Genomic DNA, 25,076 nt, shown 5'->3' on the forward strand with positions numbered 1-25,076 from the left:
AACGAAATAGTTTTCGCCAGCTTACAAAGCTGGCTTTTTTTTTCCGCGCCCCTGGCGCCATGGCGGCGGGCGCAGGCGCCGCCAAAGTTGGCTACAATACGCCTTTCTGCAGCCGCCGCGCGCCATGCGCCGCGCCGTCTGTTCTGACCGGCACTGATTGGATTTCCCATGCAAACCACCCCACCCACCGAAGTGACGATTCCTCCCAGCGAATCGCTGATCGAATACCCGAGCGACTTTCCCATCAAGATCATGGGCCCGACGCACGTCGATTTCGCGCCGACCATGCTGGAACTGGTGATCAGCCACGATCCGACCTTCCACGCAGGCCGCATGGAAGAGCGCCCATCGGGCAAGGGCAATTACACGGGCCTGACCGTCACCGTGCGCGCCATCAGCCGCGAGCAGCTCGACGCCCTGTACATGGCGCTGTCGGGCCACCCGATGGTCAAGATCGTCATGTAAGGCTGGCTGCCGCCACGCTGGCCCGGCTCTTCGTGAGCAGCCAGACGGCGGCAAAGGCCGCGCTGGCCGCCGCCGTCACCCACAGCAGCGGCTTTTCGCTGCCGTCCGTGATGGCGGCGATGACAGCGCCGCAGGCGGCCGTGATGAGCATCTGCACGAAGAAGAACAGGCCCGAGGCGCTGCCCGCCTGGTCGCCGTACGGCTGCAGCACGGCCAGCTGGCAGGCGGGGATGGCCATGCCTACCGACACCATCACCAGCAGCATGGGCGCCACCAGCGACGCCACGTGCCGCGGCGCCAACGTACCCGCCAGCAACAAACTGGCCGCACCCGCCACATTGATCAGCACCGCCACGCCCAGCAGGTAATCGGCGCCCAGGCGCGGTCCCAGCGCGCGAAACAGGCTCGATCCCCCGATATAGCCGCTGACCGTCAGCGCGAACACCAGCGCATACGCGTGCGGCGACAGGTGCATGCCCCTTTGCAACAGCACGGACGATTCCGCGATGAAGGGGAAATACGTGCAATATACACAAGCGATGGCCAGCGCATAGCGCAGGAAATACGCGTCGCCCAGCAGGCGGCGGTACAGCGCCAGGGTATTGCCCTGTGGCACGACGCTGGCCGGCCTGGTTTCCGGCACCCAGGCGGCGATCAGCCCCAGCGACAGCGCGCCCAGCAGGCACAGCACGCCAAACACGGCGCGCCAGCCGAACGCCGCATCGAGCACGCTGCCGGCCAGCGGCGCCACGATCGGCGACAAACCCATCACCATCGATATTTTGCCCAGCATGCGCGCCTGCGTGGCGGGATCGAAGCGGTCGCGCACCATGACCCGGCCGATGATGGTGCCGCTGCAGCCGCCGAACGCTTGCAGCACGCGCGCGGCGATCAGCACGTGCACGTCGGAAGTCACGGTGCAGACGATGCTGGCGAGCACAAAAATGCCCGTGCCGGCCAGCAGCACGGGGCGGCGTCCGTAGCGGTCGGCCAGCGGCCCGCACGCGAGCATCGAGGCGGCCGAGCCGGCCATGAACAGGCTCAGGGTCAGTTGCAGCTGCGCATCGCTGGCATGCAGGGCATCGGCCATGGCCGGCAGCGAAGGCAGATAGATGTCGATGCTGATGCGCGACAGGCAGACCAGCAGCAGCACGATGCCGCCCCAGGCCCATAAAGCGATTTGTTTCTGCATTGTTTTACACGATCCAGGCAAGCGTGCGCCCCGCTGGCGCACCGGAACGGTGAGAGTAGAATGTTTGTGGTGTAATGCGAAGTGCCAGTCATCAGAAAATTCATTGGACCACTTGGACGACTATTATGCCGCGAGGAAAATCACCGCACGCCCTGGACTTGCCTCGCCCCACCAGCTGGCTCGACAAGGCGGGCGTCAACAAGCAGGATGGCGCGTATGAAGCGCTGCGTTCGGCCATCCTGACGAAGATGTTGCCGGCGGGCAGCCGTTTGCCATCCAGCCGCACCCTGGCGGAACGGTGGGAGTTGTCGCGCGGCACCATCGAAACCGTGTTCGACCGCCTGCACGCGGAAGCGTACGTGACGCGCGTGCCCGGTTCCGGCACGCGCGTGTGCGCCGTCGTGCCGGAGCGCTTCCTGATGGCGGGCCTGGGCGACGCCGTTCCCGCCCCGCTGGCCGTGGCGCCCGCGCCTGCCTCGGATACGGGCGTGCGCGACGGCTTGCCCTTCGTGGCGCGGCGCGCCGACGCCAGCCTGTTTCCCATGGCTGCCTGGTCCAAGTGCGCCACGCGGGCGCTGGCCGCCGCCACGCCGGAGCAGTTGTGCAGCGCCGATCCCGCCGGCTTGCCCGAACTGCGCCAGCAGATCGCCGATTTCCTCGCCAAGTACCGCGGCGTGCGCTGCGACCCGCAAGACATCCTTGTCACGACCGGCATCCGCCACGCGATCGACTTGCTGGCGCGCAGCATCGTGCGCGAGGGCGACAAGGTGTGCCTGGAAGAACCGGGCTATCCGGCCGCGCGCGCCCTGTTCGCCCTCGCCGGCGCCGTGCCGGTGGACATTGCCGTCGACGCCGAGGGCATCGATGGCGCCGCCCTGGCCGCGCACGCGGATGCCCGCCTCGCCTACGTGACGCCGGCGCACCAGTCGCCGCTGGGCGTGACCATGTCCGTCACGCGCCGCCTGGCCTTGCTGGAATGGGCGAACGACCACGGCGCGTGGGTGCTGGAAGACGATTACGACAGCGAATTCAATTACCAGAGCGCGCCGCTGGCAGCCTTGAAGGCGCTGGACCAGTACCAGCGCGTGATTTATTGTGGCAGTTTTAACAAGACCCTGTTTGCCGGCCTGCGCGTGGGCTTCATGGTGCTGCCGTCCGCCTTGCGGCCGCAGTTGCTGCGCACCCTGCAGTTGACGGGCAGGTCCGTGGGCGTGACGGAGCAGCTGGCGCTGTCCGCCTGGATGGAGGATGGCGCTTTCGTGCGCCATTTGCGCCAGGCGCGGCTGGCCTACAAGGAGCGGCGCGACCTGTTGCTGGCCTGCCTCGAGCAGATTGCCCCCGGGCGCTACGCCATTTCCGGCCAGCAAGCGGGTTTTCATTGCGTGCTATGGTTGCCGCCGGGCAGCGACGAGCGAACGTTTTGCGCGCGCGCCGCGCACGAAGGGCTGGCGCTGCAGCCGCTCGGTGATTTTTGTCACAGCGCACAATTGGCGCCAGCCGTGCTGCTGGGCTACACGGCCTTGAATGGGCCCCAGATACGCCATGCTGCACAAAAATTGGGCAGATTGCTGCTGTTGCCGGAGTCTGCCCCGGAATGAAACGGCGGCCTGGCTTATAATCACGGCTTCGCCGCAGCGTCCGCAGGGCGCCGGCAGCTGATTACAGAATCCGTCATGACCACCACCCGAACCGAAACGGCGCTGATCCGCGAGCTGGGCCGCGTCGATTACGAGCCGACCTTTGCCGCCATGCGCGCCTTTACCGACGCGCGCACGACGGACACGCGCGACGAACTGTGGGTCGTCGAGCATCCGCCCGTATTCACCCTGGGCCTGGCGGCCGACCGCGGCCACCTGCTGGCCGGCGCGGAGAATGTGCCCGTGGTGCAGACGGACCGTGGCGGCGAAGTGACGTTCCACGGCCCCGGCCAGGTAGTGATTTACCTGCTGATGGACTTGCGCCGCAACAAGCCGGGCGGCAAGCTGTATGCGCGCCAGTTCGTGCATAAAATCGAGCAAGCCATCATCAACGTGCTGGCGGCGTATAATCTCGCTGGCGAACGCATCGATGGCGCGCCTGGCATCTATATTGCCGGCGGGCCAGACAAGGGGGCGAAGATCGCCGCGCTGGGCTTGAAAGTGCGCGGCAACGGCTGCACCTACCATGGCGTGTCGCTCAACGTGGCGATGGACCTGGCGCCGTTTTCCTGGATTAACCCTTGCGGTTATTCCGGCCTGAAGACGGTGGACATGCGCAGCATGGGCGTGCTGGCGCCGCTGGCCGACGTGCAGCGGGCCCTGGCCCACGAATTGACCGTATTACTCGATGTAAGCGAAGTAAACAGCGCCGCAGGCGCGCCTCAGGCAGCGGATGCCTGAGCAAACAAACCAACATGCCCCTCAAGGGCTTGCAGCCATGACTTCTGAGACCATTTCCAGCACCGCCCCCGCCGCTCCCGCCGCCTACAACCCGAGCGAAAAGCAAAAAGGCGCCAGCAAGACTTCGCGCATCCCGATCAAGATCATTCCGATCGAGCAAGTCGAGCGCCTGAAAAAGCCGGACTGGATCCGCGTCAAGGCCGCGTCGGCATCGACCCGCTTCTATGAAATCAAGGACATCCTGCGCGAAAACAAACTCGTGACGGTGTGCGAGGAAGCCAGCTGCCCGAACATCGGCGAATGCTTCGGCAAGGGCACGGCCACCTTCATGATCATGGGCGACAAGTGCACGCGCCGCTGCCCGTTCTGCGACGTCGGCCATGGCCGCCCGGACCCGCTGGACAAGGAAGAGCCGGCCAACCTGTCGAAAACCATCGCCAAGCTGCGCCTGAACTACGTCGTCATCACCTCCGTCGACCGCGATGACTTGCGCGACGGCGGCGCCGGCCATTTCGTCGAGTGCATCCAGCAAACGCGCGCCCTGTCGCCGAACACCCGCATCGAAGTGCTGGTGCCCGACTTCCGCGGCCGCCTGGAAAAAGCCCTGAACCTGTTCAAGGATGGCTTGCCTGACGTCATGAACCACAACCTGGAAACGGCGCCGCGCCTGTACAAGGAAGCCCGCCCCGGCTCCGACTACATGCACTCGCTGAAGCTGCTGAAAGACTTCAAGGCCATGTACCCGGACGTGAAGACCAAGTCCGGCATCATGGTGGGCCTGGGCGAGACGGACGAGGAAATCCTGCAAGTCATGCGCGACATGCGCGAGCACGACATCGACATGCTGACCATCGGCCAATACCTGGCCCCATCGAACAGCCACTTGCCCGTACGCCGCTACGTGCACCCGGACGTGTTCAAAATGTTCGAGGAAGAAGCCTATAAAATGGGCTTCACCCACGCCGCCGTGGGCGCCATGGTGCGCAGCTCGTACCACGCGGATGAACAGGCGCACAGCGCCGGCGTGGAATCGGCGCTGAATTTCTAAGCACCTTGCGCTGTATCAAAGCCGCCCGCTCGCGCTGGCGGCTTTTTTTTGCCTGTGCGTATCGTATGCGCCTCATCGGCCGAGCGTCCTATACTGGCATGCTGAAAAGGTATTGTTGGCAAATGAGCTATGAGGTGGCGCATGGACGTACGCATCGACGCATCGTGGAAGGCGCGGCTGGAGGCTGATTTCGCCGAACCTTACTGGGAACGCCTGGCCGCCTTCGTGAAGGCGGAATATGCGGCGGGGCCGTGCTGTCCACCCGGCAAAACCATCTTCCGGGCCTTCGACCTGACGCCGTTCGAGCAGGTGAAAGTCGTGATCTTGGGGCAAGACCCGTATCACACGCCGGGCGCGGCCATGGGACTGTGCTTTTCCATCCCCGACGGCACGCCGCCGCAGCCCAGCCTGCAGAATATCTTCAAGGAATTACAGAGCGACGCAGGCGTCGTACGCACCCGGACGGATTTGTCCGACTGGGCGCAGCAAGGGGTATTTTTGCTCAACAGCGTGCTGACCGTGCGCGCGGGGGCGGCCGGTACGCATGCGGGCAAGGGCTGGGAAAAGCTGACGGACAGCGCCATCCGCCACCTGTCCGCCGAGCGCAGCAATCTCGTCTTCATCCTGTGGGGCGGCTACGCGCAAGCCAAGCGGTCCCTGATCGACCCCGGCAAGCACCTGGTGCTGACGGCGCCCCATCCATCTCCCTTGTCGGCGAATAAAGGTTTCTTTGGCAGCAAGCCGTTCAGCCTGGCGAATGCGTATTTGCAGGCGCACGGCCAGGCGGCCATCGCCTGGGGATAAGGCATGACACGGTACGGCAACCGACAGCGGCAGGCGTTGCTCCCTGCCGCTGTCTTCGCGCGTAACTCTTAAAAACTCGTCGATAAACCCGCATAGATGCTGCGGCGGGCGCCATACTGCGGCGCTCCCACGCCCACGCCGGAACCGTCGCGCAGCAGGTAGGACTTGTCGAACAGGTTGATCAGGGCCAAACGTCCTTCCACCTTGCCGACCGGCGTATTTTTCCACGTGTGCGTGAGCGCCGTGTTGACGGTGAAGTAACTCGGCAAATGGCCGGAATTCGGCGCGCCGCCATCCGGTGTCATGCGCAGGCCGCTGCCGTAGAGGAAGTCAGCGCTCACTTGCGAATCGCCGAAGTGATAATGGCCGCCACCGGACAGCGTGTATTTCTGGTCATGATCGAGATAGACATAGTGGCGGCTGATGTAGTTCAACTCATCGGCGCCAAACAGGGCCTGGCCCGAATTGATGTTGCGGCCCTGCGCCTTTTGCGTGCTGGCGTTGAGGAACAGGCCCCAGTTTTTCTCGCTGTAAATGGCCGACAATTCCAGGCCCTTGGCGTAGCCGTCCGCATAGTTGAACGGCGTCAGGATCAGCGCCTGGCCGAACTGGCCTTCGTCCAGCAGATTGTTGATCTTTTTATAGTACACATCGGCCGTCACGGTCAGTTTCGCATTCACCTGGTGGCTGATGCCGACGTCGTAGTAGTGCGTGCGCTCGGCCTTGACGTTGTCCGACTTGCCGATTTCCGGCGCATTCGTCGTGTTCGCATACAGGTCGATGCTGCCTTGCGCCGCCAGTTCCTGCGGCGGCGGCGTGAAGTAGCGCGAATAGCCGGCGTGCAAGGCCGTGCCCGGCGCCAGTTGATACGCCAGGTTGACGCGCGGGCTCCATTGCTGCTCGCTGGTGTAGGCCGAGACCTTGTCGAAGCGGGCGCCATAGTTCAGGGTCAGGGGTTTGCTGATATGCCATTCATCCTGCAGGTAGAAACTGGCCAGGGTGCCCGTCTTGCCGCTGTTGTCGACGATGGAAACCGGCGTGGTGGCGCTTTGCGCACCGTCCAGCGCCGGGAAGACGGCCACCGTGTTGTCGCTCGTCGTCTTCTGGTGCGTGTAAGCGAGGCCGGCGCGCACGGTATGGTCCTGGTGCAACTTGTAGCTGATATCGAACTGGGCACCCGAGGCGCTGTTCGCGCGGCGCGAATCCGACGCCACGCCGTTGTAGATCAGGTCGCCGATGGAGTCCGGCGTGAAGTGCAGTTCCGAATACTGGTGGAAGGCGGAGACCTGGTAATTGAGGTCGCCCAGGCTCTTTTGCAGCGACAGCACGAGGAAGCGGTTCACTTCGCGCTGGTTTTCATTCAGCTGCGACGACGGCAAGGTGGACGTGCCCGCCTGCGCATCGCTGTGGCCAGCCAGCGAGAAGCCCGGCGCCTGGTCCGGATTGTTCGGGATCTGGAAGCGGCCGTTATACGTGCCGAACATGGCGCCCAGGCGCGTGTTGTCATCAAGGAAATACGACAGGCTGCCGAACGATTTGTTCTGGCGCGTCTTGTCGTGCAGGGCGCTGCGCGTGTCCTGCGGGTTTTCCACGCCCAGGGAATTGCCCAGGTAGCTGCCGGACAGGTAGTAATTGAACTTGCCCACGCTGCCAAAAAATTCGGCACTCGGCTCCACGTGGTCGTGGCTGCCGACCATGATGCCGATGCGCCCGCCCGGCGTCATGCCGCCCTCCTTCGTTTCGATGTCGACGATGCCGGCCGTGCGCAGGCCGAACTGGGCCGGCAAGGCGCCCGTCATGAAATCCGTCTTGTCGATCAGGCGCGTGTCGATCGACTGGCCAAAGCCGCTGATGCTTTCCGGCAATTGCACGCCATTGATGCGGTATTGCACGTTGGCATGGTCGTCGCGCACGTGCAGGGCGCCGGAACCCTTCGAATCCTGCGATACGCCCGGCAGGCGCAGCAGCACTTCATTGAACGGCGTGTTGTCGCCCTGGCCCAGCATGTCGACCATGTGGCTGTCGATGCTGTAGATGGTGGTGCCGACTTTCGGCGACAGCTCGATGCGCGCGCTTTTCAAATGGGCGGACGTGACTTCCACTTTTTGCATTTCTTGTGGCGCGGCGTCCGTCGCAGCGGTGGCTTCGGCGGCATGCGCGGAAGCGGTAAACAGGCTGGCAAGGGCGAGCGACAGCGCGCTCAGGCGTGGTGTGTGTTGCATGGTGAACCTCGAAAATAGTCTACGCCAGGCGGCCCGGCGCGCATGAGGACGCGGCGGTGCAGCCTGAAAAAAGGATAAAAACAGCGTGGGAACTACAACGAGGCGGCAGGCGGGCCGCGCACGGGCGGCAAGATGAGGGCGGCGGCGGGTGCCAGGGTGGCGGGAGCGATGGCCAGCAAGCGGTACGGCAATAACTGGGCGGGCGGCTCGGTGATGGCCGGCGGCACGGCGATATCGGCCACCTTGTCGATGACGGTGGCGCAAAGCGCGCACTCTTCCGCGTCGAGGCTGGTCTTGTGCAGGTGCGACGCGGCCGTCGACAGCAGGAACACGAGGGCCAGCGTACTGAACAGCGCCACGCACAGCCGCCACGGCGTGCGCGCGAGGGCGGCGGCACCGTGATGAGCAAGCTTGCGGGTGGGCTGGCGGGAAGACATGGGCGCATAGTAGCAAGAAAATCGCCGCCTTGTCAGCGCTTGTTGCGTGATTTGCGCTGGATGAACTTTACAGGGTGGCGCGCAAGTCGCGCGGCGACAGACCGTAATGCTGGCGAAAACGGGCCGCGAAGCGCGAGGGCGAGGCGTAGCCGCAGGCAGCGGCGATGTCGCCAATGGGTAAGATGCCAGATTGCAATTCTTGCAAGGCCAGGCCCAGGCGCACGTCTTCCAGGATGGCGCGGAAGTGACGTTGTTCCAGGGCTAGCTGGCGGCGCAGCGTGGACGCGCCCAGGTGCAGCTGGCTGGCGACCTTGGCCACGCTCCAGTCGGCGGCCGGGTCCAGCAGCAGCACTTGCTGCACGCGCGCGGCCAGCGGGTCGCGGCGGTCCAGCAGCAAGGGGCCGCAGTGGCCGCCCAGGGCCAGGGCCAGCAGCAAGCCTTCGGCCTGGTGCGCCAGCAGCGCGGCCGGTGTGCTACCCGCCAGGCTGGCCATCAGCTGGTCCCAGGCCAGCGCCGCGTGGTCATCGAGCGGCACGCACAAGCTGGCCGTGGCCGCCTGGCGCAGCTGGCCATCGACGAGGCCGCCATGGCGCGCGCGGAAACGGGCGATCAGGGCTGGCGAAAAACTCAGCACTTCGGCCCGGTAGCCTTGCGTGCCTTGCGTGCCTGGCAGGTTGGCCACGCCCAGTTCCTGGCCCGCCGGCATCAGCACCACGTCGTGCGTCCCGGCGCGCGCCTGGCGAGCGCCCCATTCCAGCAGTTTTACTCCCTGCCGCACGCGGCACAGGGCGCTCTGGAAGACGGGTACGCGGCGCAGGGTTTGCGCGCGGCGCGCCTCGATGGTGCCGTGGGCAATGCGCAGTTCGCTCAGGGCCACCGCTTCCATCTTATCTTCCATACAGTCCCGTCAGCTGTGCCTTGCCCAGCGCGTTGGCGTTGAGCATGTAGCCGAGCATGGCGCCGCTGGCCTGTTGATCCAGGGGCAGCTTGTCCACGCCCAAGGCCCAGACCGTGATCTGATAGCGGTGCGCCTTGTCGCCGGGTGGCGGGCAGGCGCCGCCGTAGGCGCTGTCGCCGAAATCGTTGCGTCCTTGGATGGCGCCCGCTGGCAGGGTGCCGGCCGTGGCGCCGCCCGGCAAGGAAGTGGTGCCGGCGGGCAGATTGAATACGCTCCAGTGCCACCAGCCGCTGCCCGTCGGCGCGTCCGGGTCGTACAGGGTGACGGCGTAGCTTTTGGTGCCGGCCGGCGCGCCGTGCCACGACAGCTGCGGCGCCAGGTTGCCGCCCGTGCAGCCGAAGCCCTGGAACACTTGCGCAGGTGCCAGGGTCTGGCCAGGGGCGATGTCGGTGCTCGATACCGTGAAATCGGCCGCGTGGGCGCCCAGGTGCAGAGCGAGGCCCAAGGTGGCGGCGAAGAGGCGGGCAGTGGTCATGGTTTTCCTTTCGATGAAGTATAGGGGAAAGTGTATGCCTTGCAACATTCCTCCGCGATGCCGATGCGCTCGCTGATGGTGCCGAAACGCTCGGTTTCCTCCAATTCGCGCGTTCTGATGAGCGTGTTGTATGGTTCTTCCCTTTCTTGCCGCACGTGATTTTCACTGCAGGGCTTTCATGCTATCGTTTCGCAGCCCAAAATTCCCAGAGTCCCCCTTCATGTCCAAGCGCCCGATCCCATGGCTGTTAGCCAAGCTGCACCTGTATGCGGGCCTGTGGTTCGGCGCCCTGTTCGTCCTGCTGGGCTTGACGGGGTCCGTCATCGCCTGGATGCCGGAACTCGATGCGTATCTGAATCCTAATTTGTTGCAGGCGAGCACGCCCGCGCCCGGCCAGGTGTTCCAGGTGACGCCACGCACGCTGCAAGCGGTGGTGGACGCACTCGCGGCCGACCCCGCCTACGGCAAGCCGAGCCAGCTCAATCCGCCCGCCGATGCGCGCGACGTGTACGTGGCCTCGTACCGCCAGGCCGGCAAGCCGTCGCCATTCAGCCAGGCCATCGTGCGCCAGGTGATGGTCGACCCCTACACCCTGCAAGTCAAAGGCGAGCGCGACTGGGGCCGTTTCGGCCTCACGCGCCCGCTGTTGATGTCGGGCATGTTTCATTTGCACCGCTATCTGCTGTCGGGCGACGCGGGCAAGACGGTCACGGGGATTTCCGGCGTGATGCTGCTGCTGATGGCGCTCACCGGCATCTATCTGTGGTGGCCGCGCCTGCAGTGGACGGCGATCAAGCGCGCGCTGACGGTGTCGCATGGCGGTTCCTGGCCCCGTTTTCACTACACGTTTCATAAGGCGGCGGGCTTCTTTGCCGCGCCCGTGCTGGCTGTGCTCGCCTTTTCCGGCATCTATTTCAATTTGCCGCAATTGATCGTGCCGCTGGTGGAGCTGGTGTCGACGGTGCCGGATACGGCAAAATTGAAGAATGTGGCGCAGGACGGCGCCGTGCTCGATGCGGGCGCCGCCATGGCCGCCGCGCAGCTGCTGTATCCGCAGGCGCGCGTGTCGCGCATCGTGCTGCCGGCGAAAAAGGACCAGCCGTATGACGTGCGCGTGCGCCAGCCCGGCGAAATCGCCCACGGCGACGGTGCCACGCGCATCACCCTGGACGCGCGCAGCGGCTTGCCCCTGCGCATACGCGATCCCTTGCGGGCGCCGGCCGGCGATGTTTTCCTCGGCTGGCAATTCCCCCTGCATTCGGGCCAGGCGTTCGGCGTGGCCGGGCGCGCCTTCATTACCTTCTTCGGTTTGATGCCCTTGCTGTTCCTGCTGACGGGCAGTTTGGTGTGGTGGAAACGGCGGCGTGGCCGGAAATAGGCGGTTGCCAAACCGCTGCGGGGAAAGTTGCTATCATCATAGTATTTTCCGGCAGATCCGCTGTCCGGATTCACCCGCACAAGGACCCGCATGAGCAATCCCGACATCACCGTAGCAATGTTGAATGAACGCGGCACCGGCCGCCTGCCCGGCCACCTGGGCATCGTCATCACGGCAGTGGGCGACGGCCAGCTGACGGCGGAATTGCCCGTGCTGCCGCACTTGCTGGCGCCGAATGGCTACCTGCATGCGGGCAGCGTGGTGACCCTGGCCGACACGGCTTCCGGCTATGGCTGCATCGTCAACCTGCCCGAAGGCGCGAGCAATTTTACGACCATCGAGTTGAAATCGAACCACCTGGGCACGGCCCGCGAAGGCACGCTCACCTGCACGGCGAAAGTCGAGCACAAGGGCCGCAACACGCAAGTGTGGGATGCCGTGGTGAAAAGCAAGGAAACGGGCAAGACTATTGCCCTGTTCCGCTGCACGCAGATGATTCTGTATCCTAAATAAGCTTAGATTTTCACCCAGTTACCCTTGTACAAGATTGGTCCCGTCGGTCCGTTCGGATCCGGCGAACCGCCTTTCGGCTCCAGGGTGACGGCCAGCAAGGCCACGTCGCTGCCGAGGGCGCGCTGCGACAGGGCCAGTTTCACGTTGCCCTTGTCTGCCAATAAACCCAGCGAACGTGGGTTGCCGCTCTTCGGCACGGCCCACAGTTCCAGATCCTTATCACTCGGCACGGGCGCGTTGCCCACCATGCGCACCTCGAGCGCGCCGTGGCGGCTGTCGGCCGTCAGCAGCAGGGCCGTTTGCGCTTTCTCGTCCGTCAGGCTGGCCACATAGCTGATCTGCGGCGCATCCATCACGCGCGTGGCCACGACAATCACCAGCAGCGCGGCGATGGCGCTCGACGCCATGCCCAGGCCACGCCAGAACGCCAGCGAATCGCGCAGCCAGGACTTGCCGCCCTGCGGACGCAGGTGCAGGCGCTGCTCGATCTGTTGCCACACGCGCTTGGGCGGCGCCACGGGCGTGGCGAATTCCGCCATTGGTTCCAGGCGCTGGCGCCATTCGGCCGTGATATTGCGCAAGTCGGCGTCGTTGTGCAGCCAGCCTTCGAAACGCCGCCGCGCGCCCCCTTTCAGGGTGCCCAGCACGTATTCGGACGCCAGTTTCTGGCGCAGCACGTCATTGCCGCGAATATTCATGATGCCTCCCGTTTCGCCAGGCACGTGCGCAGCCGTTCCAGGCTGCGCCGTATCCAGGTCTTCACGGTGCCGATCGGCAGCGACATCTGCTGCGCCACTTCGCTATGCGACAGGTCGTGATAGAACGCCAGGGCGACCACCTGCCGGTGCAGCCCTTCCAGGGCGGACATGCAAAACGCCAGCGCCTTAGCGTCACCGCTCAGTTGCAGTGACTCGATCGGCGTGGCCTGGGGGTCTCGGAGTGCATTCATGACTTCGCTATCAAACTGTTCGGCATCGATTTCCACGGTATCGTCGCTGCGCCGCAGCACATCGAACGCCTTGTTGCGCACGATGGTGGCCATCCAGGTCATCGGCGCCGCCAGATGGCTCTGGTAAGCGGCGGCGTTGTTCCAGATGGCGACGAACCCCTCTTGCAAGGCTTCTTCAGCGAGCTCTTGCTTATGCAATATACGCAGCGCGAAGCCAAACAGTTTCGATGAGGTGGAGTTATATAGCTGGCGGAACGCGGTGGCGTCCTTGTTGCCGGCGGCGAGCAGCCAGGTTTTCAGTTGCTGCGGGTCGAGCGATTGGGCGGCTGGGGACACGGCTGGCCTTCACAAGGTGAGTGGGATCACGCAAGGGAAGGTTATAACAGATTGGCAACACCTGGCAACAGGGTTTTGTGCGGTGCTCCCCTCGTCTTCAACGCCTCACAGAAGCGTAGCGAGCGGAAGTGAGTTGCGGCAGAGAAGCGGAACTGTGCTTGAGCACAGTGAGCATCGCAGGCTGCAAATCGCGACGCGCAGTAGCTTATGTGAGACGTTTAGCCGGCGATGGCGGATTCGAGCAGCTTGTGCAGTTCAGCGAATTCCGGCTTGCCCACGTAGCGTTTGAGGATCTTGCCCTGTTTGTCCAGGACGAAGGTGGTGGGCGTGAGGGCCACGTCGCCGTAGGCCTTGGCCGCCTCGCCCGTCACGTCGAGCGCCACCTTGAACGGCAGCTGGCGCGTTTCGGCGAAGTTCAGTACGTAGTTGGCCGGATCGTATTTCATGGCCACGGCCACGAATTCCAGTCCCTGCCCCTTGTACTTGTTGTAGGTGTCGACCATTTCCGGCATTTCCGCCACGCAAGTCGTACACGAGGTGGCCCAGAAATTGACCATCACCACCTTGCCGCGCAGGCTGTTTGACGTGATTTTCTCGCCATGGATGCCGTGGAAGGTCACGTCCGGCGCGCTTTGTTTGTCATTCAGCGACAGATAGCCGGCTGCTGCCACGCCCGCCACGACGACGGCGATCAGGGCTGGCTTGATCCAGGACTTGCTTGCGGATGGCGAAGTTGACATGGTTTTCACTTGAAAAGCGGGGCGATGCGGCCACGATGCGACTATTATAGCCGCCGCATCGTTGGCGCGCCCTAGGTCGGATGGCGGAGGCGCTTACTGCTGTACCGTATCGCTGACGGTGCTCGTCGTGCGCTGCTGCGGCGGGTCCGGCTGCAATTGCTTCAGTTCCGCTTCCGAAATGTAGTCGAACAGCTTGACCACTTTCTGCACGCCGCCCACGCCGCGCGCCACGTCGGCCGCGACCGTGCCTTCGCGCTGGGTGACTCTGCCCATCAGGAAGACGGTGGCGTTCTCGGTGACGACCTTGAACGAGGCAGCCGAGATGGTTTTCATGTCGACCAGGCTGGCCTTGACCTTGGTGGTGATCAGCGCGTCGTTCGAGCGCGAGGTATAGCTGGCCGGGCCGGCGATGATCAGTTCATTCGCCACCGATTCCACGCCCTCGATATTGCGCACTTCGCGCTCGACGGCATTTTTCATCGCCTCGTCGCGCACTTCGCCCGTCAGCAGGACGCGGCGGTTGAAACTGGTGACGTTCACGTGGCCCACGTCGCCCACGATGGAGGGGATGCGCGACTCGCCTTTCAGGGCGATCGACTTGTCTTCGGTCTGCGCGCCCAGGGTGCGGCGGTCCGCTGCGGCCACGCCGCCCATCACCGCGCCGCCGACCATCAATTCGATGCAGCCGGTGAGCGAGGTAAGCATGGCGCCGCACAGCAGTGCGGTGGCCAGCGGGCGTTGTACGCGTTTCCAGCCTGGGCCAGTACCGAATTTAGTCATTCACGTCTCCTCCGAATAGGGCGACATCGATGCCGTCGCAGATGCAATGTATGGTGGTCAGATGGACTTCCTGGATGCGCGCCGTGCGCTCGGCTGGCACGCAGATATGCACGTCGGCGTCCGTCAGCATCTTGCCGATGGCGCCGCCGTCCTTGCCCGTCAGCGCCACGACGCGCATTTCGCGCTCGAGCGCCGCTTCCACGGCCGCCATCACGTTGGCCGAATTGCCCGACGTGGAGATGGCCAGCAGGATGTCGCCGGCCTGGCCGAAGGCCTGCACCTGCTTCGAGAAGATCTCGCGGTAGCTGTAGTCGTTCGCCACGGCCGTCAGGATGGACGTATCCGTCGTCAGCGCCAGGGCCGGCAGCGGAAAGCGCTCGCGTTCGAAGCGTCCGACCAGCTCGGCCGCGAAATGCTGGCAGTCGGCGGCGGAACCGCCGTTGCCGCAGGCGAGGATCTTGTTGCCGTTGGACAATGCATAAAACATCAGGTCGATCGCCTGCGCAATCGGTTGCGCCAGTACGGTGGCGGCCTGGATCTTGAGTTCGGCACTTTCGTGGAAGTGCGAGAGGATGCGTTGATTATTCATAGTCTGCCGATTATAGTGCAGGCGCGCGGCATGGCGGACAAGCACTGTTAAAAATGCTTACATATCGAGGATGTTCTTCAGCCAGCTGATGCGCCCGCCATCGATGGCCAGCGCGTCGAAGCGGCATGGCGGCAGCGTTTTTTGCCCCAGCAGCCAGGTTTGCGCGGCCAGCACCATGCGCCGCTGCTTGGCCGGCGTGATGCTGGCCAGGGCACCGCCGTAGGCTGTACTGCTGCGCAGCCGCACTTCGACGAAAACGATGGCGGCGCCGTCGCGCATGATCAGGTCGAGTTCCCCGCCCTTGCATAGATAGTTGCGTTGCAGCAGCACCAAGCCTTGCAGCAACAGATACGCGAGCGCATCGTCTTCCCCTCGCCGTCCCCGTTCCCGTTTGTTCCAGAAAGCGAAGGGCGGCATGGCGTGTCCTTATTGCGCCGGCGGCAAGGCGGCCGGTGTTGTTGCCGTGGCCGGCGGCCAGGTACCCAGCACGCCTTGCTGGTAGGTGGCGGCCTGTTCCGTGCGTTCGAACACGCTTTGATCACCGTCGAAGCGCACGGCCAGGCGGCCCGTCACGCCATCGAGGGTAAATGGCGCGTTCGGCCGCAGCGCCACTTCGCGCGCCACGCGGAAGGCATCGATGCCCAGCGCGTACAGGCGTTCCATGTCGGCCGTCAGCCGGCGTTCGGCAGGCTGCTCGGGCTGTGGATACACCATCACTTGCGGATGGTCGCGCTGCACTTGCCATGGCAAGTCCAGCAGACGCGCGCCGTCGAGTTCCGGGCCGCTGGCGCCGCGTCCGGCGCCGGGATTCAAGGACGAGGTGCCATACAGGGGCAGATCGCTGCCGATGGCCACGCGCAGCTGGCGCGCCTGGTCGGCGTCGAGCGCGGCAAACAGCAGGCCTGGCGGCGTGGCGGCCAGGCGCGCGCGCAGCTGCACCAGCTCGGCATCGCTCAGGTAGCCATTCGTGGCCGTCAAGTCCATGGTCTCGATCTTGCCGCCCTGGCGCAGCCATTCCTGCTTGAAGGCGGCGCTGATGCGGCGCTGCGAGGGCGAACCGGCCGACAGGACCAGCGCGCTGGCGCCCGGCTGTTCGCTGGCGGCCCAGGCGGCGACCTGGCGCGCTTCCGCCTCGATCGACAAGCCCATCACCAGCAGCTTGGCCGGCAGGCGCGCGTCGCCGCGGTTGTCCGGGTGGTTCAGGGCGATCGTCGGTTTGCGCACCAGGTCGCTGTTCGCCACGGCCGTGACGGCCGAGCGCGACAAAGGCCCGACGACGATGTCCTGTTCTTCCTGCGCTTGCGCAAACTTGTTCAGGACGTCGCTGCTGCCATCGCCCGTATCGATCACCGTCACTTCAAAGCCGCTGCGGTCGCGCTCGTACGCGGCCATGAAGCCGGCGCGCAGCAATTCGGCGGCCGGGCCCAGGGAAGCCGAGCGCAGCGGCAGCAGCAGGCCGATGTGGTGGACATTGCCGTCGGATGGCGCCGGTGCCGTGGCGGCCGGCATGTCGAGCGGCGTGCCGGTGGCCGGTTTGTTCTTGATGGGCGCCAGCGGCGCGCCGTTGCCGTCGTACGCGGTAATATCGGGCACGGCCACGGCGAAAGTGACGGGTTCGGGTGCGGGCGGCTTCGGCGGCAGGGGCGGTGGCAGCGGCTTCGGTGGCGGCAGCGCCCTTGTGTTAGATTCAATAGGCGCGCACAATTGCCCGGGCGCGTCGCAAGGCGTGCTGCAAGCGCTCAGCATGCCGGTCGCGGCACAAACAAGCAGTAACTTCACACTATTAGCAAGCATTTAACCTCCAAAATGACCGTACAAGAAATCAGTTCCATCGCCAGCCTGCCCATCATGACAGAGGCGGCGCACCAGGTCTATCCTATCGCAACATTGTATATAGTGGCCACGCCGATCGGCAATGTGACCGATATCAGCCTGCGCGCGCTGCATTTGCTGAGCCTTGCCGATGCCGTCGCCTGTGAAGATACGCGCAATACGGCGCACCTGCTGACGCGCTTTGGCTTGAACAAGCCGTTGATTGCGGCGCATCAACATAATGAACGCGAAGTGGCGCAAACTTTGATTGCCCGCCTGCACGCCGGCGAGCGCATCGCCCTCGTCTCCGACGCCGGCACGCCCGCCGTGTCCGACCCGGGCGCGCGCATCGTCGACGCCGTGCGTGCGGCCGGCTTGCGCGTGCTGCCCCTGCCCGGTCCATCGGCGGCGATCACGGCCATTTCCGCCAGCGGCTTGCTGAATGACCAGTTTTACTTTGTCGGCTTCCTGCCAGCCAAGGCCAAGCAGCGTGAAAACATGCTGCACAGCCTGCGCGGCGTGACGGCCACCATGGTGTTCTATGAGGCGCCGCACCGCATCCTCGATTGCGCCACGGCCCTGGCGGCGGCGTTCGAGCCGACGCGCCAGGTGGTGTTCGCGCGCGAACTGACGAAACTGTTCGAGGAAATCCACCGCTGCCCCCTGTCCGAGGCGGCGGCGTGGATACGCGCCGACGCGCACCGGGAAAAGGGAGAATTTGTCGTCTTGCTGGAAGGCGCCACGGAAGCGCAGGACGCGGAAGACGTGGAAGCGGAACGCATCCTGAATATTTTATTGGCCGAATGCAGCGTCAAGCAGGCTGCGAATTTGACGGCGCAGATTACGGGCCGCAAGAAAAACGCCCTGTATGAGCGGGCGCTGCAGTTGAAGGGGCAGGAATAAGGCGATCAGGGCGGCGGCTGGACATCGAGCGCCTGTGCCGCCGCGAGCAGTTGTTGCACATGCTCGATCAACTCGTCGACAAAGCCCTGCGTGACATCCAGCTCGCCCTCGTATTCCGCCAGGTTGCGCTTCTTGTGCGCCTGGCTTAACAGCAGCCATTGCTGTGGCGTGAAACCCAGCGTGTGTTCCAGGCTTTGAAAGACGAGATAGCGATTGTCGCTGCGATAACCATGTTGACGCAGCGCAGACAAGGCAGCTGCATGCGCGGCGTTATAGGCCAGGTCGAAGCGGCTTTCCAGCGACAGTATCGACTGCCTGGCATCGCGCAGGCGCACGGTGGCCGAGCGCAGCAAGCCGGCCCGTTCGCGTGCGTCCGGTGGCTCAGCCTTGAGCTGGCCGATGCGTGCCAGGTTCGCCAGCGCCGGTGAGCTTGATGAAGTCATCATTGGCTCCTTTGACAAAAATCCTGGGCTGGTCGAGGACCCGCACCACGAACGACTTGCCGTCGTCTATTCTTTGCCGCCATTCTGCCGGCGTGTACAAGGTGGGATTGATGCTGCGTCCCAATTGGTGCTCTGCCGGTTGCAGCGCCGCCAGTAGCTGGGCGTTCGATGCCATGCTGCCGATCACCATCAGGTCGATATCGCTGTGTGCGTGTTCCGTGCCCTTGGCCATCGAACCGTACACGAAGGCCAGATCGATTTCCTGCCAGTATGGCTGTAGCGCCACGCGCAGCACGTCGGCGACGCCAAAGGTTTTCAGCACGATGCTGCGCAGTTCGTCGAAGATGGGTGCCGCGTGATTCGCCTGATAATGCTTTTGGTTGCCCACTTTTTTCACCGTGACCAAGGCCGACTTCTCCAGCTTGGCCAGCTCGCGCTGCACGGCGCCCGACCCCATGGCTGCGAAGGCGATGATTTCATTCGCATAGAAAGAGCGTTGCGCCTGGCCAAAGAGCAAGGCCAGTACGCGTTGCTGTGTCTTGGAAAACAATGTGTCTGCATAAATACCCATATTGGGTATGATAGTACCCAATATGGGTAGAGTCAATCACGTCTTCACCACTTGCAGCCGCTATCCTTCTTGTCGAGCAGCATCAGCACGGGCGCCAGCAAGCCCGCGCCGGAATAGGCCGTGCGGCAATCGCCGCGCTTGCCTTGTGCGATGTCGCGCGCCAGCTGGGTTTCCGTTTGCAGCGGCTTGTCGGGGATTTGCCCCACGGCCGTGCCCACCTTGGACGGATCGCGTTCGCCCGCCATCTTGCGCGCCGTTTTTCTGGCCGCGTCCATGTCGAATTTCGGTGTTTCCGGGGTTTCTTGCCTGAAGGTATCGGCACTGGCCGCCGGCGTGGCCGGTGATGCCGGCACGACCGTGATGGCTTGCGGGCTGGCCGCTGGCGTCACGGTGGCCGCCGGCGTTTCCCGGACCGTGGCGAGTTTCGGCTTGCTGATGGGCTTGGGTTCGCGTTTCGGCTTGACCACTTCGGCGGGCGGCGGCGGGGGCTTGGCGGCCAGCGGACGTATCCACACGGCGATCGATTCCACGCGCGGGGCCGTGTCCATCCGCGCGGCCGGCTGCACATGGCGCCATAGATAGATCAAGGCGCCATGCAGCAGCAGGGACACGGCGATGCCCAGCACGATGCCGCGGCGGTTCGGCAGGGGCCGGCCACCGTCGCTTCTTTCTATCCTGAACTCCATTGCCGTCGTCACCTTCATGTCTGATCGGGAAAACTTGCCAAGCCAGTGTCGCATACTTCAATCGTTTTGAAAAATACATGGATTCCAGTGCCGCGCGTAAATAATTTACACAGAGTTTCACCTGACCCTTGACCGAAATCGATACGGCCTGTATTATCTTGGTCTTCGGAGTGTGGCGCAGCCCGGTAGCGCACCTGGTTTGGGACCAGGGGGTCCAAGGTTCGAATCCTTGTACTCCGACCAAATTTGTAGAAAAAAACCCAAGAGTTTAGGCTCTTGGGTTTTTTTTCGTCTGTCGCGCCTGCGGCGCGAGGCCGGCAGCAAAAAGGGGCCGCAGCCCCTTTGCATTTACCCCAGGCGTTTCGCCGCGATGGCGTTGCCGGCCCGGCTGGAACCTTTGCGCCCCAGCTGCTGCGAGATGAACTGCCCCGCATCGACGACCAGGTCCAGGTCGATGCCGGTGGCAATGCCCAACCCCTGCATCAGGTACAGCACGTCTTCGGTGGCCACGTTGCCGGTGGCGCCCTTGGCGTACGGGCAGCCGCCCAGGCCGGAGACGGACGAGTGATAGATCGCGATGCCCGTTTCCAGGCTGGCGTAGATGTTCGCCAGCGCTTGGCCATAGGTGTCGTGGAAGTGGCCGGACAGGCCTCCCACGTGGAAAGCCTGGATCGCGCGCTCCATTACCGCCTGCGTCTTGCGCGGCGTGGCCACGCCGATGGTGTCGGCGATGTCGATTTCGTCGCAGCCCAGGTCGCGCATGCGTTTCACCACGTCGGCCACGGCGTCGAGCGGCACGTCGCCCTGGTAGGGGCAGCCGAAGGCGCAGCTGATGCTGCCGCGCAGGCGCAGGCCGTGCTCCTTGGCCGCTTTCGCCACGCCTTCGAAGCGGGCGATCGATTCGGCGATGGAGCAGTTGATGTTCTTTTGCGAGAACGCCTCGGAGGCGGAGCCGAAGATCACCACTTCATCGGCCTGCGCCGCCAGCGCGGCATCGAAACCCTGCATGTTCGGCGTCAGCGCCGAATAAATGGTGCCGGGGCGGCGCGCGATTTTCTGCATGACTTCCGCGCTGGTGGCCATCTGCGGCACCCATTTCGGCGACACGAAGGACGCCGCCTCGATATTGGCGAAGCCGGCCAACGTCAGGCGGTCGACCAGTTCGATCTTGACGGCGGCGCTGATGGTTTCCTTCTCGTTTTGCAGGCCGTCGCGCGGACCCACTTCGACGATCTTGACCTGCTTGGGCAGACTGGTAGTAGGGCTCATCTCAATATCCTTGCAAACGGTTGACGATGCCGGCGACAGAGTCGCCGGCGTGCAGGTGGCGCATCTTGGCGGCGATTTGCGCCACGCTTTCGCGGCGCAGGGTGGCGGCCGAAATATGCGGCGTGATGGTGATGCGCGGTTCTTGCCAGAACGGGTGCTGCTGCGGCAGCGGCTCGTTGCGGAACACGTCCAAGGTCGCTCCGGCGATGTGCCCGGAGCGGATCAGGGTCAGCAAATCCGGTTCAGCGAGATGCGCACCGCGCGCCACGTTGATGATGTAGGCGCCCGGCAGCAGCATCGACAGGCGCGCGCGGTCGAGCAGGTTGTGCGTGTCCGGCGTGAGCGGCAGCATGCAGACCAGCACGCGCGTGCCGCGTAAAAAGGCTTCGAGTCCCTCTTCGCCCGCGTAGCACTGCACGCCGTCGACGTGCTTCTGGCTGCGGCTCCAGCCACGCAGGGGGAATTCGAACTGCGCCAGCGCATCGAGCACGCGGGTGCCCAGCACGCCCATGCCCAGAACGCCGACGGGAAAATCCCCCTTGTCGAATGCGGGCAGCGGCTGCCAGATGCCGGCGCGGCCCTGCGCCTCGTAGTCGTCGAAACGGCGGAAGTGGCGCAGCACGGCGTGGCTTACATATTCGGCCATCTGCACGCCCATGCCCGCGTCATCGAGGCGCACCAGCGGCACGTGGGCCGGCAGCGCGTCGCCGAATTTCAGCAGCGCGTCGACGCCCGCGCCCGTGTTGAAGATGGCTTTGACTTCGCTCAATACGGGCAGCATGGTCGCGGGCGGCTGCCACACGACGGCGTAGTCGCAAGGCGCGAACGACTCGCCCTCGCGCCAGAAGACAATTTCGGCTTCGGGCAGCAAGTCGCGGAAGTCGCTGATCCACGCCGCTTCCTTGCCGTCCGCGCGCTGTAACAGGATGCGCATCGAGGTTTCCAAGAGCGCTCCTCAGGCGGCGGCCTTGAAGGCCAGCAGCGGCGCGCCATCGGCCACCTGGTCGCCGACCGCGTACAGCACCTCTTCCACCAGGCCGTCGTGCGGCGCGGCGATCGTGTGCTCCATCTTCATCGCTTCCATGATGACCAGCGGCTCGCCCTTCTTGACGTCCTGGCCTTGATTGACCAGCACGGCGACGACCTTGCCCGGCATCGGCGCCGTCAGGCGGCCGCCTTCCGCTTCCGTTTCGCCCGCATGCGCCATCGGGTCGCTGTAGTGCAGGGTGTGGTGCAAGCCGCTGGTGAACACGTGGAATTGCTCGCCGTCGCGCAGCACGGTGCCATGCACGGCACGCTCGCCCAGCTTGATGTGCAGCTCGTTGCCTTTGCGCGCCGTCAAGGTCAGGGGCTGGCCGTTGAACAGCCAGCCATCCGTCTGGTAGGCGATGCGCGCGGCATAGGCCTTGCTGTCGCCGGCCAGCGCGAATTCGTCGGCAAACGCCAGGCTGCGTCCCAGGGTGCTGTTCAAGCGCCAGCCCAGGGCATTGCCCCACGGGTCGGCGCGGTTGGCCGATTGCGCTTCGGCGGCCGCTTTTTCTTCCAGCAGCAGGGCCACGGACGCCAGCGCCAGGGCCGTGTCGGGCGCCGCCTGCAGGGCGGGGAACAGCGACTCTTGATTGCGCTCGATCAAACCCGTGTCCAGGTCCGCGCTGGAAAATGCCCGGCCTTCGACCAGGCGTTTCAGGAAGGCGATATTGCTGGCCAGTCCTACGATCTGGTATTCCGACAGCGCTTGCGCCATGCGCGCCAGCGCTTCGCGGCGGTCCGCGCCCCAGACGATCAGCTTGGCGATCATCGGGTCGTAGAATGGCGAAATCGCGTCGCCTTCGCGCACGCCCGAATCGATGCGTACGGACGCCGGAACCACCGTGCCACCCAGTTCGAACGTGACGGCCGATGGCGACTGCATGTGGCGCAGGGTGCCGATCGACGGCAGGAAGCCCTTCTCCGGATTTTCCGCGTAGATGCGCGCCTCGATGGCGTGGCCGTGGATCGCCAGTTCGCTCTGTTTTTTCGGCAGCGGCTCGCCAAAGGCGACGCGCAACTGCCATTCCACCAGGTCGGTGCCGGTGATCATTTCCGTCACCGGATGCTCGACCTGCAGGCGCGTGTTCATCTCCATGAAGTAGAACGAACCATCCTGGTTGGCGATGAATTCCACCGTGCCCGCGCCCACGTAGCCGACGGCCTTGGCGGCGGCGACGGCCGCTTCGCCCATGGCTGCGCGGCGCTCGGCCGGCATGCCCGGCGCCGGCGCTTCTTCCAGCACCTTTTGATGGCGGCGCTGCACCGAGCAATCGCGCTCGAACAGGTAGATGCAGTTGCCGAGCGTATCGGCGAACACCTGGATTTCGATATGCCGCGGGCGCGACAGGTATTTTTCGGCCAGCACCTTGTCGTCGCCGAAGGAGCTGATCGCTTCGCGCTTGCACGAGGCCAGCGCGGCCTTGAAGTCGGCGCTGTTGTCGATGACGCGCATGCCCTTGCCGCCGCCGCCGGCCGAAGCCTTCAGCAGGACGGGGTAGCCGATCTTGTCTGCTTGCGTGTGCAAAAAGTCCGCATCCTGTTCCTCGCCATGGTAGCCGGGCACCAGCGGTACATTCGCCTTTTCCATCAGCGACTTGGCGGCCGATTTGGAGCCCATGGCGCGCATGGCGGACGCCGGCGGGCCGATGAAGACCAGGCCCGCCGCGTGGCAGGCGTCGGCGAAATCTGCGTTTTCGGACAGGAAGCCGTAGCCGGGGTGGATCGCCTGTGCGCCAGTGGCCAGCGCCACGGCGATGATCTTGTCGCCGCACAGATAGCTTTCCTTGGCCGGCGCGGGGCCGATCAGGACGGCTTCGTCGCACACGGCGACGTGCTTGGCGTTGGCGTCCGCTTCCGAATACACGGCGACGGTCTGGATGCCCATGCGGCGCGCGGTAGCGGCGACACGGCAAGCGATTTCGCCGCGGTTGGCGATCAGGATTTTAGTGAACATGGTCTCTCTCTTTGCAGCTCGTGGCTGGAAGTTTTTTATCTGAGGTGTCGCGATGAAGGAATGCGCCCTGGTGGGGCGCATTCCGATGGCTGGATCAGCAGCCGCACTTCTCTTTCTGTACCGAGTCCAGCATGGCGCCGCGCGTTTGCAGGCCCAGCTTGTTCAACAGGACGCGGTCGTCTTCCGCTTCCGGGTTGTCGGTGGTGAGCAGCTTGTCGCCGTAGAAGATGGAATTGGCGCCAGCCAGGAAGCACATGGCTTGCACGGCTTCGCCCATCTGGCGGCGACCCGCCGACAGGCGCACGCGCGCCTTCGGCATGGTGATGCGGGCCACGGCGATGGTGCGCACGAATTCGAACGGATCGAGCGCTTCCATGCCGTACAGTGGCGTGCCTTCCACCTGCACCAGGTGGTTGACGGGCACCGATTCCGGATACGGATTCAGATTGGCCAGCTGGGCGATCAGGCCCGCGCGCTGCAAGCGCGTTTCACCCATGCCGACGATGCCGCCGCAGCATACTTTCAAGCCTGCTTCGCGCACGCGGCCCAGGGTGTCCAGGCGGTCCTGGTATTCGCGCGTCGAGATGACGTTGTCGTAGAACTCGGGTGCCGTATCGAGGTTATGGTTGTAGAAGTCGAGGCCCGCGTTCTTCAGGCGGTCCGCTTGTCCTTCTTCCAGCATACCCAAAGTAGCGCATGTTTCCAGGCCCAGCGCCTTGACCTTGGTCACCATCTCTTCGACTTTTTCCATGTCGCGCTCTTTCGGGCTGCGCCAGGCGGCGCCCATGCAGAAGCGCGTGGCGCCGTTGGCTTTTGCCTGGCGCGCCGCGTCGAGCACCGTGTCGATGTCGAGGATTTTTTTCGCTTCCACGCCCGTGTCGTAGCGGGCCGCCTGCGGGCAGTAGCCGCAGTCTTCCTCGCAGCCGCCCGTCTTGATCGACAACAGGGTCGCCAGTTCCACGTCGCCGTCGGGGAAGTTGACGCGGTGGGTTTGCTGGGCCTTGAACATCAGGTCATTGAATGGCAGGTCGAACAGGGCCAGCACGTCGGCGACGGGCCAGGTGGCCGCTTCCGGCACGGTGATGCGCGCCGCAGGGCGGTGCAGTTCGACGGTTTTTGCTGCTTCTTGGACTAAAGACATGGTG

At 64.4% G+C, this 25,076-nt stretch carries 27 protein-coding genes and 1 tRNA gene; 9 read left to right on the plus strand and 19 right to left on the minus strand.

Annotated elements, in window-relative coordinates; genetic code table 11:
* Window positions 1-168: 168 nt before the first annotated feature.
* On the plus strand, window positions 169-465 hold the full coding sequence (locus tag NCG91_RS10745) for a DUF493 family protein (RefSeq protein ID WP_070257888.1): 297 nt from the start codon (window positions 169-171) through the stop codon (window positions 463-465).
* On the opposite strand, the gene NCG91_RS10750 is transcribed toward NCG91_RS10745, so the two are convergent.
* Window positions 458-1,657, minus strand: a complete 1,200-nt coding sequence (locus NCG91_RS10750) for a multidrug effflux MFS transporter (RefSeq protein WP_251349668.1) — start codon at window positions 1,655-1,657, stop codon at window positions 458-460. The two genes, NCG91_RS10745 and NCG91_RS10750, sit on opposite strands and share 8 nt — an antisense overlap.
* A 125-nt stretch (window positions 1,658-1,782) precedes the next feature.
* Here NCG91_RS10750 and pdxR point away from each other — a divergent pair, with 125 nt between their 5' ends.
* From pdxR to NCG91_RS10770, 4 genes are all read left to right on the plus strand, one after another.
* Window positions 1,783-3,255: a MocR-like pyridoxine biosynthesis transcription factor PdxR gene (pdxR, locus tag NCG91_RS10755; protein ID WP_251349669.1), complete on the plus strand. Its 1,473-nt coding sequence runs from the start codon at window positions 1,783-1,785 to the stop codon at window positions 3,253-3,255.
* Between the two features lie 75 nt (window positions 3,256-3,330).
* Entirely contained in the window at window positions 3,331-4,035 is a 705-nt protein-coding gene (gene lipB, locus NCG91_RS10760) for a lipoyl(octanoyl) transferase LipB (RefSeq protein ID WP_099666016.1), read from the plus strand.
* A gap of 37 nt (window positions 4,036-4,072) precedes the next feature.
* Entirely contained in the window at window positions 4,073-5,083 is a 1,011-nt protein-coding gene (lipA, locus tag NCG91_RS10765) for a lipoyl synthase (RefSeq protein WP_077398299.1), read from the plus strand.
* A 141-nt stretch (window positions 5,084-5,224) separates the two neighbouring features.
* Window positions 5,225-5,887 carry a uracil-DNA glycosylase gene (locus NCG91_RS10770; protein WP_251349670.1) on the plus strand — a complete coding sequence of 221 codons (663 nt, stop codon included), beginning with the start codon at window positions 5,225-5,227 and terminating at the stop codon, window positions 5,885-5,887.
* Window positions 5,888-5,955: 68 nt separating this feature from the next.
* On the opposite strand, the gene NCG91_RS10775 is transcribed toward NCG91_RS10770, so the two are convergent.
* The 4 genes from NCG91_RS10775 to NCG91_RS10790 form a co-directional block, all read right to left on the minus strand.
* On the minus strand, window positions 5,956-8,109 hold the full coding sequence (locus tag NCG91_RS10775; protein WP_251349671.1) for a TonB-dependent receptor: 2,154 nt from the start codon (window positions 8,107-8,109) through the stop codon (window positions 5,956-5,958).
* A gap of 92 nt (window positions 8,110-8,201) precedes the next feature.
* Complete coding sequence (locus NCG91_RS10780; protein WP_143451406.1) at window positions 8,202-8,546, minus strand: hypothetical protein; 345 nt, start codon at window positions 8,544-8,546, stop codon at window positions 8,202-8,204.
* 67 nt (window positions 8,547-8,613) lie between these two features.
* Complete coding sequence (locus tag NCG91_RS10785; RefSeq protein WP_251349672.1) at window positions 8,614-9,444, minus strand: helix-turn-helix transcriptional regulator; 831 nt, start codon at window positions 9,442-9,444, stop codon at window positions 8,614-8,616.
* A complete protein-coding gene (locus NCG91_RS10790; protein WP_099666021.1) occupies window positions 9,434-9,979 on the minus strand; it encodes a YbhB/YbcL family Raf kinase inhibitor-like protein in 546 nt (181 codons plus the stop codon). Before NCG91_RS10790 ends, NCG91_RS10785 begins: the two co-directional genes overlap by 11 nt.
* 220 nt (window positions 9,980-10,199) lie before the next feature.
* Here NCG91_RS10790 and NCG91_RS10795 point away from each other — a divergent pair, with 220 nt between their 5' ends.
* A complete protein-coding gene (locus tag NCG91_RS10795; RefSeq protein ID WP_251349673.1) occupies window positions 10,200-11,357 on the plus strand; it encodes a PepSY-associated TM helix domain-containing protein in 1,158 nt (385 codons plus the stop codon).
* Window positions 11,358-11,447: 90 nt separating this feature from the next.
* Window positions 11,448-11,870, plus strand: a complete 423-nt coding sequence (locus tag NCG91_RS10800; protein ID WP_076564607.1) for a PaaI family thioesterase — start codon at window positions 11,448-11,450, stop codon at window positions 11,868-11,870.
* Window positions 11,871-11,872: 2 nt separating this feature from the next.
* On the opposite strand, the gene NCG91_RS10805 is transcribed toward NCG91_RS10800, so the two are convergent.
* From NCG91_RS10805 to NCG91_RS10835, 7 genes are all read right to left on the minus strand, one after another.
* Window positions 11,873-12,568 (minus strand): anti-sigma factor, encoded by a 696-nt coding sequence (locus NCG91_RS10805; protein WP_251349674.1) that lies wholly within the window; start codon window positions 12,566-12,568, stop codon window positions 11,873-11,875.
* On the minus strand, window positions 12,565-13,155 hold the full coding sequence (locus NCG91_RS10810; protein WP_077398290.1) for a sigma-70 family RNA polymerase sigma factor: 591 nt from the start codon (window positions 13,153-13,155) through the stop codon (window positions 12,565-12,567). The genes NCG91_RS10805 and NCG91_RS10810 overlap by 4 nt, the downstream gene beginning before the upstream one ends.
* A gap of 218 nt (window positions 13,156-13,373) precedes the next feature.
* Window positions 13,374-13,895, minus strand: coding sequence for a peroxiredoxin family protein (locus NCG91_RS10815; RefSeq protein WP_251349675.1), 522 nt, complete (start codon window positions 13,893-13,895; stop codon window positions 13,374-13,376).
* 93 nt (window positions 13,896-13,988) lie between these two features.
* Complete coding sequence (locus NCG91_RS10820) at window positions 13,989-14,675, minus strand: BON domain-containing protein (RefSeq protein ID WP_077398288.1); 687 nt, start codon at window positions 14,673-14,675, stop codon at window positions 13,989-13,991.
* The gene (locus NCG91_RS10825) at window positions 14,668-15,264 is read right to left on the minus strand and encodes a phosphoheptose isomerase (RefSeq protein WP_034752465.1); all 597 of its coding nucleotides are present in this window, start codon (window positions 15,262-15,264) and stop codon (window positions 14,668-14,670) included. The genes NCG91_RS10820 and NCG91_RS10825 overlap by 8 nt, the downstream gene beginning before the upstream one ends.
* Before the next feature lie 57 nt (window positions 15,265-15,321).
* A complete protein-coding gene (locus NCG91_RS10830) occupies window positions 15,322-15,681 on the minus strand; it encodes a YraN family protein (RefSeq protein ID WP_251349676.1) in 360 nt (119 codons plus the stop codon).
* Window positions 15,682-15,690: 9 nt separating this feature from the next.
* Window positions 15,691-16,857 (minus strand): penicillin-binding protein activator, encoded by a 1,167-nt coding sequence (locus NCG91_RS10835; protein WP_251349677.1) that lies wholly within the window; start codon window positions 16,855-16,857, stop codon window positions 15,691-15,693.
* Between the two features lie 213 nt (window positions 16,858-17,070).
* Between NCG91_RS10835 and rsmI the strand changes: the two genes are divergently transcribed.
* Complete coding sequence (gene rsmI / locus NCG91_RS10840) at window positions 17,071-17,979, plus strand: 16S rRNA (cytidine(1402)-2'-O)-methyltransferase (protein WP_251349678.1); 909 nt, start codon at window positions 17,071-17,073, stop codon at window positions 17,977-17,979.
* Between the two features lie 5 nt (window positions 17,980-17,984).
* On the opposite strand, the gene NCG91_RS10845 is transcribed toward rsmI, so the two are convergent.
* The 3 genes from NCG91_RS10845 to NCG91_RS10855 form a co-directional block, all read right to left on the minus strand.
* Window positions 17,985-18,422: a hypothetical protein gene (locus tag NCG91_RS10845; RefSeq protein WP_251349679.1), complete on the minus strand. Its 438-nt coding sequence runs from the start codon at window positions 18,420-18,422 to the stop codon at window positions 17,985-17,987.
* Window positions 18,361-18,972 (minus strand): nucleotidyltransferase domain-containing protein, encoded by a 612-nt coding sequence (locus NCG91_RS10850; RefSeq protein WP_251349680.1) that lies wholly within the window; start codon window positions 18,970-18,972, stop codon window positions 18,361-18,363. Before NCG91_RS10850 ends, NCG91_RS10845 begins: the two co-directional genes overlap by 62 nt.
* 65 nt (window positions 18,973-19,037) lie before the next feature.
* A complete protein-coding gene (locus NCG91_RS10855) occupies window positions 19,038-19,733 on the minus strand; it encodes a hypothetical protein (RefSeq protein WP_251349681.1) in 696 nt (231 codons plus the stop codon).
* 112 nt (window positions 19,734-19,845) lie between these two features.
* Here NCG91_RS10855 and NCG91_RS10860 point away from each other — a divergent pair.
* Window positions 19,846-19,922 (plus strand) — tRNA-Pro (locus NCG91_RS10860).
* Window positions 19,923-20,027: 105 nt separating this feature from the next.
* Here NCG91_RS10860 and NCG91_RS10865 read toward each other — a convergent pair.
* From NCG91_RS10865 to bioB, 4 genes are all read right to left on the minus strand, one after another.
* Complete coding sequence (locus tag NCG91_RS10865; protein ID WP_251349682.1) at window positions 20,028-20,948, minus strand: hydroxymethylglutaryl-CoA lyase; 921 nt, start codon at window positions 20,946-20,948, stop codon at window positions 20,028-20,030.
* Window position 20,949: 1 nt separating this feature from the next.
* Window positions 20,950-21,882: a 2-hydroxyacid dehydrogenase gene (locus NCG91_RS10870; protein ID WP_251349683.1), complete on the minus strand. Its 933-nt coding sequence runs from the start codon at window positions 21,880-21,882 to the stop codon at window positions 20,950-20,952.
* A gap of 21 nt (window positions 21,883-21,903) precedes the next feature.
* Window positions 21,904-23,931, minus strand: coding sequence for an acetyl/propionyl/methylcrotonyl-CoA carboxylase subunit alpha (locus NCG91_RS28100; protein ID WP_305063000.1), 2,028 nt, complete (start codon window positions 23,929-23,931; stop codon window positions 21,904-21,906).
* Between the two features lie 94 nt (window positions 23,932-24,025).
* Window positions 24,026-25,072 (minus strand): biotin synthase BioB, encoded by a 1,047-nt coding sequence (gene bioB / locus NCG91_RS10890; RefSeq protein ID WP_099666034.1) that lies wholly within the window; start codon window positions 25,070-25,072, stop codon window positions 24,026-24,028.
* Window positions 25,073-25,076 lie beyond the last annotated feature (4 nt).

The organism is Janthinobacterium kumbetense (genome assembly GCF_023703445.1).
Lineage (GTDB): Bacteria > Pseudomonadota > Gammaproteobacteria > Burkholderiales > Burkholderiaceae_D > Janthinobacterium > Janthinobacterium kumbetense.

What these genes read in the sequence shown, in the direction of transcription:
- NCG91_RS10745 (WP_070257888.1), top strand. Translation starts at nt 169, where the DNA reads ATGCAAACCACCCCACCCACCGAAGTGACGATTCCTCCCAGCGAATCG.
- NCG91_RS10750 (WP_251349668.1), bottom strand. Translation starts at nt 1,657, where the DNA reads ATGCAGAAACAAATCGCTTTATGGGCCTGGGGCGGCATCGTGCTGCTG.
- pdxR (WP_251349669.1), top strand. Translation starts at nt 1,783, where the DNA reads ATGCCGCGAGGAAAATCACCGCACGCCCTGGACTTGCCTCGCCCCACC.
- lipB (WP_099666016.1), top strand. Translation starts at nt 3,331, where the DNA reads ATGACCACCACCCGAACCGAAACGGCGCTGATCCGCGAGCTGGGCCGC.
- lipA (WP_077398299.1), top strand. Translation starts at nt 4,073, where the DNA reads ATGACTTCTGAGACCATTTCCAGCACCGCCCCCGCCGCTCCCGCCGCC.
- NCG91_RS10770 (WP_251349670.1), top strand. Translation starts at nt 5,225, where the DNA reads ATGGACGTACGCATCGACGCATCGTGGAAGGCGCGGCTGGAGGCTGAT.
- NCG91_RS10775 (WP_251349671.1), bottom strand. Translation starts at nt 8,109, where the DNA reads ATGCAACACACACCACGCCTGAGCGCGCTGTCGCTCGCCCTTGCCAGC.
- NCG91_RS10780 (WP_143451406.1), bottom strand. Translation starts at nt 8,546, where the DNA reads ATGTCTTCCCGCCAGCCCACCCGCAAGCTTGCTCATCACGGTGCCGCC.
- NCG91_RS10785 (WP_251349672.1), bottom strand. Translation starts at nt 9,444, where the DNA reads ATGGAAGATAAGATGGAAGCGGTGGCCCTGAGCGAACTGCGCATTGCC.
- NCG91_RS10790 (WP_099666021.1), bottom strand. Translation starts at nt 9,979, where the DNA reads ATGACCACTGCCCGCCTCTTCGCCGCCACCTTGGGCCTCGCTCTGCAC.
- NCG91_RS10795 (WP_251349673.1), top strand. Translation starts at nt 10,200, where the DNA reads ATGTCCAAGCGCCCGATCCCATGGCTGTTAGCCAAGCTGCACCTGTAT.
- NCG91_RS10800 (WP_076564607.1), top strand. Translation starts at nt 11,448, where the DNA reads ATGAGCAATCCCGACATCACCGTAGCAATGTTGAATGAACGCGGCACC.
- NCG91_RS10805 (WP_251349674.1), bottom strand. Translation starts at nt 12,568, where the DNA reads ATGAATATTCGCGGCAATGACGTGCTGCGCCAGAAACTGGCGTCCGAA.
- NCG91_RS10815 (WP_251349675.1), bottom strand. Translation starts at nt 13,895, where the DNA reads ATGTCAACTTCGCCATCCGCAAGCAAGTCCTGGATCAAGCCAGCCCTG.
- NCG91_RS10820 (WP_077398288.1), bottom strand. Translation starts at nt 14,675, where the DNA reads ATGACTAAATTCGGTACTGGCCCAGGCTGGAAACGCGTACAACGCCCG.
- NCG91_RS10825 (WP_034752465.1), bottom strand. Translation starts at nt 15,264, where the DNA reads ATGAATAATCAACGCATCCTCTCGCACTTCCACGAAAGTGCCGAACTC.
- NCG91_RS10830 (WP_251349676.1), bottom strand. Translation starts at nt 15,681, where the DNA reads ATGCCGCCCTTCGCTTTCTGGAACAAACGGGAACGGGGACGGCGAGGG.
- rsmI (WP_251349678.1), top strand. Translation starts at nt 17,071, where the DNA reads ATGACCGTACAAGAAATCAGTTCCATCGCCAGCCTGCCCATCATGACA.
- NCG91_RS10845 (WP_251349679.1), bottom strand. Translation starts at nt 18,422, where the DNA reads ATGACTTCATCAAGCTCACCGGCGCTGGCGAACCTGGCACGCATCGGC.
- NCG91_RS10855 (WP_251349681.1), bottom strand. Translation starts at nt 19,733, where the DNA reads ATGCGACACTGGCTTGGCAAGTTTTCCCGATCAGACATGAAGGTGACG.
- NCG91_RS10865 (WP_251349682.1), bottom strand. Translation starts at nt 20,948, where the DNA reads ATGAGCCCTACTACCAGTCTGCCCAAGCAGGTCAAGATCGTCGAAGTG.
- NCG91_RS10870 (WP_251349683.1), bottom strand. Translation starts at nt 21,882, where the DNA reads ATGCGCATCCTGTTACAGCGCGCGGACGGCAAGGAAGCGGCGTGGATC.
- NCG91_RS28100 (WP_305063000.1), bottom strand. Translation starts at nt 23,931, where the DNA reads ATGTTCACTAAAATCCTGATCGCCAACCGCGGCGAAATCGCTTGCCGT.
- bioB (WP_099666034.1), bottom strand. Translation starts at nt 25,072, where the DNA reads ATGTCTTTAGTCCAAGAAGCAGCAAAAACCGTCGAACTGCACCGCCCT.